This is a genomic window from Janthinobacterium silvisoli (genome assembly GCF_014200725.1).
In the GTDB taxonomy this organism is placed as follows: Bacteria; Pseudomonadota; Gammaproteobacteria; order Burkholderiales; family Burkholderiaceae_D; genus Janthinobacterium.
Map to the genome: position 1 here is coordinate 165,294 of NZ_JACHCL010000002.1, position 12,300 is coordinate 177,593.

Consider the following 12,300-nt stretch of genomic DNA (forward strand, 5'->3'; position numbering starts at 1 on the left):
GGTGGCCGCGCAGGGCAAGCCGGGACCGCAAAAGCCGATTGACAACCCTCTATTATAAGCGTGCAGCACGCTTCCCGTGCAAATACGCCCCGGCCACCGGCCAGCGCTGCTGTCCCCAGCACGCCACAGACATGGGAATAATCCCGAAGTTTTTTGCGTTTAGACAATATAAATATTCTTAAGTTAATATATTTTCAAGTGATGGTATTTCCTGCTGGAAAACAATCAGGGAGCAATAACATGATGCAATGGACGGCACAGCTGAGCAATCGCCTTTGCCTCTTCGCCTGCGCCAGCACTGCCGGCCTGGCGTTCGCAACTGTTGCCGGGCAGGCAGATGATGCCGAGGCGCCATGGCCAGCCAGCGATGCCGATCTGTTCAACCTTGTTACAGTCTGCGCCATTTTGCTGGGCTTGCTTACCTTGCTGCTGTTATGGCGTCAGCGCCAATTGCGCAACAGTAGCGCACAGGCGCTGCTGGCCACGCATGGCAGGCTGCGTCAATTGAACAGCGAGCACCAGCAAGTGCGTGAAGAGGAGCGGCGGCGTATCGGCCGCGACATCCATGACGACCTGGGCCAGCACTTGCTGACCCTCAAGATGGACCTGGCAATGCTGCAAAAGAATGCCCATGGCGCCTACCCGCTGCTGGCGCGGCAACTGGCCCTGATGGTACAGAATGTCGACCTGAGCATCGCTTCGCTGCGTAGCGTCATCGACGACTTGCGTCCGCCCGCGCTGACACAGGGCTTGAGCGCCGCCTGTGGCGCCTTGCTGGAAGAATTTTCGCGCGTTAACGACATCGGCTACGACTATGCACTGGGCTACGATGATGGCACCCAGGCCGAGGCCATTGCCGGACCGCATGACGCCCTGCTCTACCGGGTGCTGCAGGAAACGCTGGCCAATATTGCACGCCATGCCCAGGCAACACACATCAAGGTCAGGCTGGAAAGGCCAGGCGCCGACGGCGCAGTGCATCTCGACATCATGGACGATGGCATCGGCATGCCAGCCCTCCCCAGGCAAGGAGGCTGCGGCCTGGCTGGCATGCGCGAACGTCTGGCCGCTGCAGACGGCACCCTGGAGATCGCCAGCCAGGCTGGCGGCGGCACGCGCATCCACCTGACCTTGCCATTAAGCACATAAGCGCACATCACCCTATCATTGAAACTATTGCTTATCATCAATAACAAAAGCGGCACGTATTGCATCATGGTTCTCCCCTTGCTCCTCCTCCCCTAAGGACCCGCTCATGCCGGACAGCCACGCATCCCTGCCTGGAACCGCTACGCCGCTCGCCGCCGCACATGGTTTTGCGGTACACATGATGGAAATGCTGGTGGTGCCCACCTTTGCGCTCGATGTTGCAGGCAAGGTGATACTCTGGAACCGCGCCTGCGAGCGGCTCACTGGCGTGCCAGCCAAGGAAGTACTGGGCACGGACCGGCACTGGCGCTGCTTCTATGTCCGGCAGCGCCCTACCCTGGCCGATTTGCTGTTGCAAGGACGTGGCAGCGACTTGCACGCCTTGTACCAGCAGCAGCAATACCGTCATAGCACGGGCAATAACCTGTGTGCCGAAAACTGGTGCGACATGCCGCGCACGGGCCGGCGCCGCTACCTGGCCATCGACGCCAGTTCCATCTTTGACGGCAGCGGTGCGCTGATTGCGGTGATGGAAACCCTGCGCGACATGACCGATGAAAAACGCGCTCAGGTGGCGCTGGAACGGCTGGCCACGCGTGACGGCCTGACGGGCCTGGCCAACCGGCGCTGTTTTGACGACACCCTGCACGCCGAGTGGCAGCGCGCCCTGCGCCAGGACCAGCCACTATCGCTGCTGATGGTCGATGTCGACAACTTCAAGCAATACAACGATAGCCATGGCCATGTGAAAGGCGACCAGTGTTTGCGCAAGGTGGCAGGTGCCGTCTCGGGTGAAATGCGCGCCAACGACCTGGTTGCCCGCTATGGCGGGGAAGAGTTTGCCGTGATCCTGCCCAACCAGACGCTCAAGGGGGCGGCCATCGTTGCCGAACGCATACGGTGCCGAGTGGAACGGTTGCAATTGCCGCGTAGCACCGCCGGCGATTTCCGCGCCACGGTCACCGTCAGTATCGGCGCGGCCACTGCCCTGCCCGGCCCCGGAACGGAACTGGGCCAGTTGATACACACGGCCGACAGCGCCCTGTACCGCGCCAAGCACCTGGGCCGCAACCGCATCAGCCTGCCGGAAGCACCATCGTTTCCACAAAGAGCTTGACGATGGAGAACGATCGTTCTACTATCTCTGCATGGATAATACAGATACCTCCTCGTCTGCCCGCCAAACTTTGCTGGCGACAACCGAAGCGCTGATTTACGCTGGTGGCATCAACGCCACCGGCATGGACGCCATCGTCAAGGCGTCCGGCGTAGCCCGCAAAACCATCTACCGCCATTTCGGCACCAAGGATGCACTGGTGGCGCAGGCGCTGCGCGAGCGCGATGCGCGCTGGATGCGCTGGTTCAGCGAGACAAGTTGCCATGCTGAACCAGGCACGGCACGTTTGCTGGCCAGTTTTGATGCGCTCACGCAATGGTTCGCCACGCCGGACTTTCGCGGCTGCGCCTTCATCAACGCCGCCGGCGAGATCGGCGACCCGGCCGATCCCATCCGCATGGTGGCACGCGAACACAAGACCAGCCTGCGCGCCTTTGTATATCAACTGGCCATCGACGCTGGCGTGACCCAGGCTGATGCACTGGCCGATGCCTGGCTGATATTGATCGACGGCGCCATCAGCGTGGCGCTGATCACGGGCGACCTGCAGGCCGCCAGCCGTGCGCAAGCCCTGGCGCGCTGCCTGCTACCCACCTTTTTTGCTCCCATCACCAAGGAATCCCCATGAACGACAGCACCTTGCGGCCACCACTGCCCCCTTTTACACGCGAGAGCGCGATTGAAAAAGTCCGCCTGGCCGAAGATGGCTGGAACAGCCGCGATGCGGCCAGGGTCGCGCTGGCCTACAGCCTCGATACCCGCTGGCGCAACCGGACCGAATTTGCCGTCAACCGCGATCAGGCACGCGCCTTTCTGGAACGCAAATGGAACAAGGAACTCGATTACCGCCTGATCAAGGAACTGTGGGCGTACACGGATAACCGCATTGCCGTGCGTTATGCCTATGAATGGCATGACGATGCCGGCAACTGGTTCCGTTCCTACGGCAATGAAAACTGGGAATTCGGCCCTGACGGCTTGATGACAAACCGCCACGCGTCCATCAACGACATGCCGATCAAGGCCAGCGAGCGCCTGTTCCACTGGCCGCTGGGGCGCCGCCCGGACGACCATCCAGGATTATCGGCACTGGGACTGTAAGCTAAACACGACAGCGAGATGGCGGCCATGCCATCTTGCACTATGCACAGCCTTGCGGATATTCTATGCTCCTTTGTTGCAACCCGTTCAACAACAGGAGACCCTGTGTCAAAAATCAAGCCCGCGTTTATTCCGCTCTTCGCCCTGGCCTTATCGGCCATGGCGTCTTCCAGCCTGGCCCAGCATACCGCTACCGCCACGCCTGCCACTCAGACCAGCAGCGCCAAAAGCGCCGCCAAGGCTGACTTATTACCCTTCAAGGCCACTGAAAAGACCTTGGCCAATGGCTTGAAGATCATCATCGTGCCGACCGGTTTCCCGAACATCGTTTCGCTGCAAATCCCCGTACAGACAGGTTCGCGCAATGAAGTGGAAGCGGGCAAGTCCGGTTTTGCCCACTTCTTCGAGCACATGATGTTCCGCGGCACCAAGGCGTACCCGCCAGAAAAATACCAGGCCATCATCACCAAGGCCGGTGCGCGCCAGAACGCCTACACCAGCGACGACCTGACCAATTACCACACGACGTTTGCCAAGGACGACCTGGAAACGGTATTGAAGGTGGAAGCCGACCGCTTCCAGCACCTGGACTATTCGGAAGACGGCTTCAAGACCGAATCGCGCGCCGTGCTCGGCGAATACAACAAGAACAGCGCCAATCCGGTCTCTAAACTGTTCGAAGTCATGCGCGACAGCGCCTACACCACGCATACCTACAAGCATACGACGATGGGCTTCATCAAGGACATCGAAGACATGCCCAACCAGTATGCCTACTCGAAGATCTTCTTCGACCGCTGGTACCGCCCGGAACGCACCACCGTGATCATCGCCGGTGACGTCGATCCGCAAAAAGCCATCGCGCTGGTGGAAAAATACTGGGGCCAGTGGCAGCGCGGCAAGCCGCAACCGGCCGTGCCGGCCGAACCGGCGCCGCATGGCCCCGTCTACACGCACGTGGCCTGGCCGACGCCGACCCTGCCATGGGTAGCGGTCGGCTTCCATGCGCCAGCGTTTTCCGTGAAGAACAAGGACCAGGCCGCGCTGGCGACCCTGCTGTCCCTGTCGTTCGGCAATACCTCGCCGCTGTACAAGCGCCTGGTGCAAAACGAGCAAAAGGTGGACCAGCTGTTCGAGATGACGCCGGACCGCGTCGATCCGACCCTGGCCGTGATCGGCGCACGCGTGAAAAACAGTGACGACGCCGTATATGTGCGCGACGCCATCCTGAAAACCGTGGCCCAGCTGCGCACCACGCCGGTCAGTGACAAAGACCTGGCGGACGCCAAGTCGGCAGAGAAATACGGTTTGATCCGCTCGCTGGACAATACCGAGCAAATCGCCGGCACCCTGGCATCCTTCGTGCATTTCGACCGCTCCTACGCCACCATCAACCAGTACTACCGCCTGATCGACTCGCTCACGCCAGCCGACCTGCAAGCGGCCGCACAAAAATACCTGACCGACGACGGCCTGGTGGTCAGCACCCTGTCGCACCAGGCTTTGCCAGCGGCGATCGCCACCACGCCTAAACTGGCCAGCCTGCTGCCAGCAGTTTCCACCACCAAATTCGACGTGCTGGTACAAAAATCGGCCTTGCCGCAAATCCGCTACAAGCTGCTGTTCACCGTGGGTTCGGCGCAAGATCCGCAAGGCAAGGAAGGCCTGGCTGCGCTGACGGCTGCGATGGTCACGGCGGGCGGCTCCAGCGAGCGCAAGATCGACGAAGTCAAGCAAGCCCTGTTCCCGCTGGCCGGCAGTTTCAACCAGCAGACGGACAAGGAAATGACCACGTTTACGGGTTCCATCCACAAGGATAACTGGGCACAGTTCAACCAGATCGCGCTGCCGCTGCTGCTCTCGCCCGGTTTCCGCGAAGACGACTTCCGCCGCCTGAAGGATGCGCAAAAGAACGCGCTGCTGCTGGACCTGAAAGACAATAACGAAGAGGAATTCGCCAAGGAACGCCTGCAAACGAATGTCTACGCGGGCACGCCGTATGGCCACCCTGTGCTGGGCACGGTAGCAGGCATCGATGCGATCACCCTGGACGACGTGAAACAGTTCTGGAAAACCGCTTACACGCAGGGTGCCGTGAAGATCGGCATTGCCGGTGATGTTTCAGACGCCATGACGGCCTCGCTGACGCAGGCGCTGGCGGCACTGCCGGCCGGCCCGGGCTTGCCAGCGATTGCCAAACCGGCAGGCCACAAGGCCAATGGCCTGGAAGTGGAAATCATCGAGAAAAACACGCGCGCCACGGCCATCTCGTTTGGCCTGCCGCTGGACGTGACCCGCACCGACCCGGACTTCCCTGCCCTGTGGCTGGCGAAAACCTGGCTGGGCGAGCACCGTGCCTCGAATTCCTATCTGTATCAGCGCATCCGTGAAATCCGCGGCATGAACTATGGCGACTACGCGTATATCGAAGCCTTCCCGCGCGGCATGTTCCAGTTCTTCCCGAATCCTAACCTGGGCCGCAAGGCGCAGCTGTTCGAAATCTGGATCCGCCCGGTCGCCCCGGAAAACGCCCATTTCGCCCTGCGCGTGGCGCTGACGGAACTGGGCAAGCTGGTCGACAATGGCTTGACGCAGGAAGACTTCGCCACCACCCGCGACTACCTGATGAAAAACGTGTTTGTCATGACCTCGACGCAAGACCAGCAACTTGGTTACGCGCTGGACTCGCAATGGTATGGCACGCCGGAATTCACCAGGCTGATGCGCGACGGCCTGTCGAAACTGACCTTGGCTGACGTCAACCGCGCCATCAAGCAGCACTTGTCGGCGAAGAACCTGTCGGTCGTGGTAATTGCCAAGGACGCGGCCGGCCTGAAGGAAAAGCTGGTCAGCGATGCCTTCTCGCCGATCAAGTACGACGGCAACAAGCCGCAGTCACTGCTCGATGAAGACAAGCTCATCGGCGCCATGAAGCTGAACATCAAGCCCGAGGCCGTGACCATCACGCCAGCGGCTGCGGCGTTCGCGCAGTAATCGTCGTACCTGCCCGCATGCATCCGGCACTGGCTGCCGGATGCATGTGGCCTGGCCAGCGATATATCGATGAGGGCGATGAGGGCGATGAGGGGAGCTAGGCGCGGGAACGGTACTGCTCTATCCACTTCACAGACTGTGCGATGCCGCCGAATGGAAAGAAATGCAGGCTGACCTTGCCATGTGCTTCCGTCAGGCCGCTGGCCAGACGATCAACAAACAGGTCCGGCCCCGCCGTGCCGAACAGCTTGCCAATTGAAACGCCGTATTTGGACCACATCGATGCGCAAGCGCTGACGCCGCACAGGGCGGCATAGCGCGCCAGCACGGCGATGTTCGCGGGGCCAGGTACGCCCACGCGTACGGGATGGTCAATGCCACGCTCGCGCAGCGCTTTCAACCACGCCAGCACAATCTCGGCGTCAAATGCAAACTGCGTAACAATCAAGGGCGCCATGCCGCGCTGGCCTATGCTGTGGCACTTGCGTTCGAGCACATCCCACTGCTCGGCCTTGTTCATGACCGGATGGCCTTCCGGGTGGCCGCCCACGCCGATCAGCTTGATGCCCGAGCGCTCGAAAACGCCTGTGTCGATTAGCGAGGCACTGTCGGAAAACGGCCCCATCGGGGTGGATGGATCTCCAGCGATCACGAAGCAGCGCTCGACGCCCGCTTCAGCAGCCGCGCGCCTGACGAAAGACTCAAACTCGGCCAGCGAAGCGATGCGGCGCGCAGAAAAGTGCGGCATCGGTTCAAAGCCGAGCCTGCGTATGGCCAGCACTGCGGCCAGTCGCGCGTCATTGTCTTCGCGTGGCAGGTAGGGAACCGAAATGGTAGACGCGGGCAATATCCGGGGCGCCGCTGCGCTCAAGGCAGCAATATCCTTCGCACTGACTTCCAGGGAATAGGCGTCCGTGATGTCGCTGGCGGGCAGCGGAAACGGTTTGCGTTCGACGGCGACACCCATCAGTTGCTCTCCTGCGTAATGGCGGCGGCAGGCTGGCGGGCCAGTTCGATGAAAGCCCGCACATAGTCGATGGTGGTGTCCGTCTCGCGCGCGCCAAGGAAAATCTGCTTGGCGACGCCGCGCAGACCCAGCCGCACAGGCACCACGTCCATCTTGACCGCGTATTCCTCGACCAGCCAGCGCGGCAAGGCCGCCACACCACGGCCGCTGGCCACCATCTGCAGCATGATGTCGGTGGTTTCGATGGCTTTGTGGCGCCTGGGCGCTACACCGGCCGGCAACAGGAACTGATTGTAGATGTCCAGGCGTTCGATATCCACTGGGTAGCTGATGAGCACTTCCTGGGTCAGTTGCTGGGGCTTCACATAGGCCGCGGTAGCCAGCGCATGGCCCTTGGCCACCACCAGCACCTGCTCGTAGTCGAACACGGGTTCAAACTTCAGCCCCGGCTTGAACAGCGGATCGGGCGTGACCAGCAAATCGATTTCATAGCCGAAAAGCGCGCCGATCCCGCCGAACTGGAACTTCTGCTTGACGTCCACATCCACGTCGGGCCATGCGGCCAGATAAGGGGAAACCACTTTCAGCAGCCACTGGTAGCAAGGGTGGCACTCCATGCCGATGCGCAGCGCACCGCGCTCGCCCTGCGCGAACTGGCCCAGGCGTTCTTCGGCCAGGTCCAGTTGCGGCAGCACCCGGTTCGCCACCGCCAGCAGATACTGGCCAGCCTGCGTCAGGCGCAGGTTGCGCCCTTCGCGCAGCCAGACGTCGGTGCCCAGTTGCTGCTCCAGTTTCTTCATGCTGTGGCTCAGGGCCGACTGGGTCAGGTTCAGCACGCCCGCGGCGGCCGTCAACGACCCTTGTTTCTCGACCTGCTGAACGATGCTGAGGTGGATGCGCTCAAGCATTTGGATGATCCTTATTCATGGATGTATGAAATAAAACCATTATACTTCATAGATCTGCGCCGCTATCATCTGCTATCGATACATATGAGAGCAAAAATGACACGTCCACTGCGTTTAGTAGCGGTTTCCGGCGGGCTGCAACGCCCCTCCAAGGCTGCCGCCCTGACCGAGCACCTGATGGACCTGATCGCCGGCGAATTCCCGTGCGAACAACGCCTGGTCGAACTGGGTCAGCTCGCACCACAGCTTGCCGGCGCGGTCTGGCGCTCCCATCTACCCGATACGGTGGAGCGGGAACTTGCAGCGGTCGAGCAAGCTGACATCCTGGTGGTGGCAACCCCGGTCTACCGCGGCTCCTACACCGGACTGTTCAAGCACTTCTTCGACTTCATTGATCAAGACGCCCTGATCGACAAGCCAGTCTTGCTGGCTGCCACCGGCGGCAGCGAGCGCCATGCCTTGATGATCGACCACCAGTTGCGGCCGCTCTTCAGCTTCTTCCAGGCACGCACATTGCCGCTGGGCGTCTACGCGACCGACAAGGATTTTCTCGACTACCGCCTGCAGAACGAGGCCCTGATCGAGCGGGCTACGCTGGCAGTCCAACGGGGCTTGCCCTTGATCGAATTGACGCGCCATGCAAGATATGCGACCGCTGAAGAGATGGTCGCGGCCTGAAAAGAGCAGGAATTTTAAAGCACTGAATACGCAATCAACCTATTCAGATTTTTTCGCAGATTAGGACACCAGAGCACAATGAGCAAAGATTTTTCATTCAACATCAAGAGTATCTCTTTCGATGAAAACTATCATCCATCAGAAAATACACGCCTGACAACCAACTTTGCCAATTTGGCCAGAGGGGCAAGTCGCCAGGAGAACCTGCGCAATACCCTGAAGATGATAGACAATCGCTTCAACAACCTGGCGCATTGGGACAATCCGAAGGGCGATCGCTACTCTGTCGAACTCGACATCATTTCCGTTGAAATGAATATTGATGGCGAAGGCGGCAATAATCCACTGCCATTGATCGAGATATTGAAACCGAATATCCTCGATAAAAAAACTGGTGAACGTATTGATGGTATTGCGGGCAACAACTTCTCCTCTTACGTACGCGATTACGACTTCAGCGTGCTGCTGCCAGAGCACAATAATGATAAATCCACCTTCAGCATCCCGGATGATTTTGGCGATTTTCACGGCAAACTGTTCAAACACTTTGTAAATTCAAATACGTATAAAGCGCACTTTAAAAAACCGCCGGTGATCTGCATCAGCGCCTCGAGCAGCAAGATCTATCACCGGACTGAAAATAAGCATCCCATATTGGGCGTTGAGTATCAGCAAAATGAATTTTCCTCGACGGATCAATATTTCGAGAAGATGGGCATGCAAGTCCGCTACTTCATGCCGCCAAACAGCTTTGCACCGCTGGCTTTTTATTTTATCGGTGACCTGCTGGGCGACTACACGAATCTCGAGCTTATCGGCACCATCAGCACGATGGAGACCTTTCAAAAGATTTATCGCCCCGAAATTTACAATGCCAATTCTGCGGCAGGACAACTTTATCAGCCTAGCCTGAAGAACCAGGACTATTCATCGACGCAAATTGTCTATGACCGGGAAGAGCGCAGCCAGCTGGCTGTCAAACAGGGAAAATATACAGAGGAGCATTTCATCAAGCCCTACAAAAATATTCTTGAACAATGGGCTTCCAATTACGCTCTCTGATTAACCAACATACACGACATCACTATCATGAAAAAATTATTACCTACTTCAACTGCCGGCAGTTTGCCTAAACCTTCCTGGCTTGCACAACCTGAAAAACTGTGGTCACCGTGGAAATTGCAAGATGATGAATTAGTCGAGGGCAAACAAGATGCCCTGCTGTTATCCCTGCAAGAACAACAGCAGGCTGGCATCGATATTGTCAGTGATGGCGAGCAAACCCGTCAGCATTTTGTCACCACGTTTATTGAACATCTCGATGGCGTTGATTTTGAAAAACGCGAGACCGTCAGGATTCGTGACCGCTATGATGCGAGCGTGCCGACCGTGGTTGGCGCAGTGAGCCGTCCAAAGTCGGTGTTTGTTGAAGATGCCAAGTTTTTGCGCAAACAAACCAAGCAGCCGATTAAATGGGCCCTGCCAGGTCCGATGACGATGATCGACACGCTCTACGATAACCACTACAAGAGCCGTGAAAAGCTGGCCTGGGAATTTGCCAAGATCCTCAATCAGGAAGCCCGGGAATTGGAAGCGGCTGGCGTCGACATCATCCAGTTTGATGAACCCGCATTCAATGTCTTCTTTGATGAAGTCAATGACTGGGGCGTTGCTACCCTGGAACGGGCGATTGAAGGCCTGAAATGCGAAACCGCCGTGCATATTTGCTATGGCTACGGCATCAAAGCCAATACGGACTGGAAAAATACGCTGGGTTCCGAATGGCGTCAGTATGAGGAATCTTTCCCCAAGCTGCAGCAATCGAATATCGACATCATTTCGCTGGAATGCCACAACTCGCACGTGCCCATCGACCTGATTGAACTGATTCGTGGCAAAAAAGTGATGGTGGGCGCGATTGACGTGGCTAGCAATATCATTGAAACGCCTGAGGAAGTGGCCAACACCCTGCGCAAGGCGCTGCAGTTTGTCGATGCCGACAAGCTCTACCCTAGCACCAACTGCGGCATGGCGCCACTGGCGCGTGCAGTAGCAAGAGGCAAACTCAATGCGCTCAGTGCTGGCGCAGAAATCATCCGCAGGGAACTCTCGGCCTAACAGTCTGCTGAAATAGCATGTCGGTCCATCGTTTACAGCGATGGACCGATTTTTTTTGCACGCCCACTTTATAGGCAACGCATCCACGACGCACTTCAGCCGATTATGAAGGGCGACAAATTTCCTGGCTGTCATAACACCTGTCTTTTTATTGTGTCACATATTTTTACATATCCGGCCTGAATGAAAGTACATGGCCATGCTATCTTGCAACTTTAAAAACTGTTGAGAGATAAGCCATATGTTGCAATGCCTGTTGCCTGCCCTGTGCCTGTCCTTGGCTGTGTCGTCCGCCTGGGCGCAAACCGATACTGCTGCCGTCGCCAGCGAGCCTGAAGTCGTCGCCGCCGGCGAGCAAATCCTGGTGGTGGGACAGCGACCAGGACCGGGATTGTGGAAGGTAAGCAAGGACAACCATGTGCTGTGGATATTTGGCACATATTCACCCCTGCCGCAAAAAATGGAATGGCGTTCGCAGCAGGTGGAAACCATCCTGGCCCAGTCGCAAGAATATCTGACGGCGCCCAGCGCCAAGGCCAGCGTGGGCTTTTTCCGGGGCCTGACCCTGTTACCGAGCCTGATCGGCCTGAAGAAAAATCCCGATGGCGCCACCTTGCACGACGTGCTGCCGGCCGATGTGTACGCGCGCTGGCAGCCGCTGAAAGAAAAATACCTGGGCGACGACGATAGCATCGAGCGCGAGCGGCCTATATTCGCGGCCGACACCCTGTTCGAGGCTGGATTAAAGCAAGCCGGGCTATCGAAGGGTTATGAAGTCAACCGCAAGATCGACAAGATGGTCGAGCAGCATAAACTCAAGGTCGTCCAGACTGGCATCGAACTGCCGATGGATGACCCATCGAAGCTGTTGAAAGACTTCAAGAAATCGCAGCTGGCTGACGCCCAGTGTTTCTCAAAGACCCTGGCGCGCCTGGAAAGCGATATCGACGCCATGCGCCTGCGCGCCAATGCCTGGGCCAAGGGCGACCTGCAAGGCATACAGAAACTCGATTACGCGGACCAGGAAAACGAATGCAGCAATGCCATGAGCAATGGCGAGTTCGCCAGGAACCAGCCGGGCTTCCAGAATATCAAGGAACGCATGCAGACGGCCTGGCTGGCCGCCGCCGAAAAAGCGCTGGCAAGCAATGCCAGCAGCTTCGCCTCGCTGCGCCTGGCCGACATTCTCGATCCACACGGCTACCTGGCGTCGCTGAAGGCCAAGGGGTATCGCGTGGAAGATCCGGATGGCGAGGTGTATTAAAGTC

11 protein-coding genes are annotated in these 12,300 nt (G+C 58.3%); 9 read left to right on the plus strand and 2 right to left on the minus strand.

The window, feature by feature from the left end; translation table 11 throughout:
• Positions 1-240: 240 nt before the first annotated feature.
• The 5 genes from HDE75_RS10895 (at position 241) to HDE75_RS10915 (ending at position 6,361) form a co-directional block, all read left to right on the plus strand.
• Entirely contained in the window at positions 241-1,149 is a 909-nt protein-coding gene (locus tag HDE75_RS10895; protein ID WP_183677782.1) for a sensor histidine kinase, read from the plus strand.
• A gap of 106 nt (positions 1,150-1,255) precedes the next feature.
• Positions 1,256-2,266, plus strand: a complete 1,011-nt coding sequence (locus HDE75_RS10900; protein ID WP_260173947.1) for a sensor domain-containing diguanylate cyclase — start codon at positions 1,256-1,258, stop codon at positions 2,264-2,266.
• Between the two features lie 31 nt (positions 2,267-2,297).
• Entirely contained in the window at positions 2,298-2,894 is a 597-nt protein-coding gene (locus HDE75_RS10905) for a TetR/AcrR family transcriptional regulator (RefSeq protein WP_183677780.1), read from the plus strand.
• Positions 2,891-3,367: a nuclear transport factor 2 family protein gene (locus HDE75_RS10910; protein WP_183677778.1), complete on the plus strand. Its 477-nt coding sequence runs from the start codon at positions 2,891-2,893 to the stop codon at positions 3,365-3,367. Before HDE75_RS10905 ends, HDE75_RS10910 begins: the two co-directional genes overlap by 4 nt.
• Positions 3,368-3,472: 105 nt before the next feature.
• Positions 3,473-6,361 carry a M16 family metallopeptidase gene (locus HDE75_RS10915; RefSeq protein ID WP_311735099.1) on the plus strand — a complete coding sequence of 963 codons (2,889 nt, stop codon included), beginning with the start codon at positions 3,473-3,475 and terminating at the stop codon, positions 6,359-6,361.
• A gap of 97 nt (positions 6,362-6,458) precedes the next feature.
• On the opposite strand, the gene HDE75_RS10920 is transcribed toward HDE75_RS10915, so the two are convergent.
• Both HDE75_RS10920 and HDE75_RS10925 read right to left on the minus strand, forming a co-directional pair.
• Positions 6,459-7,328, minus strand: coding sequence for a methylenetetrahydrofolate reductase (locus tag HDE75_RS10920; protein ID WP_183677776.1), 870 nt, complete (start codon positions 7,326-7,328; stop codon positions 6,459-6,461).
• Entirely contained in the window at positions 7,328-8,236 is a 909-nt protein-coding gene (locus tag HDE75_RS10925) for a LysR family transcriptional regulator (RefSeq protein WP_183677774.1), read from the minus strand. Before HDE75_RS10925 ends, HDE75_RS10920 begins: the two co-directional genes overlap by 1 nt.
• A 96-nt stretch (positions 8,237-8,332) precedes the next feature.
• On the opposite strand from HDE75_RS10925, the gene msuE reads away from it, so the two are divergent.
• The 4 genes from msuE (at position 8,333) to HDE75_RS10945 (ending at position 12,296) form a co-directional block, all read left to right on the plus strand.
• A complete protein-coding gene (gene msuE, locus HDE75_RS10930; protein ID WP_183677772.1) occupies positions 8,333-8,914 on the plus strand; it encodes an FMN reductase in 582 nt (193 codons plus the stop codon).
• A 78-nt stretch (positions 8,915-8,992) separates the two neighbouring features.
• Positions 8,993-9,976 carry a DUF1852 domain-containing protein gene (locus tag HDE75_RS10935; protein ID WP_183677770.1) on the plus strand — a complete coding sequence of 328 codons (984 nt, stop codon included), beginning with the start codon at positions 8,993-8,995 and terminating at the stop codon, positions 9,974-9,976.
• Positions 9,977-10,003: 27 nt separating this feature from the next.
• Positions 10,004-11,032 (plus strand): methionine synthase, encoded by a 1,029-nt coding sequence (locus HDE75_RS10940; RefSeq protein WP_183677768.1) that lies wholly within the window; start codon positions 10,004-10,006, stop codon positions 11,030-11,032.
• A 241-nt stretch (positions 11,033-11,273) separates the two neighbouring features.
• Positions 11,274-12,296, plus strand: coding sequence for a TraB/GumN family protein (locus HDE75_RS10945; RefSeq protein ID WP_183677766.1), 1,023 nt, complete (start codon positions 11,274-11,276; stop codon positions 12,294-12,296).
• Positions 12,297-12,300: the final 4 nt, after the last annotated feature.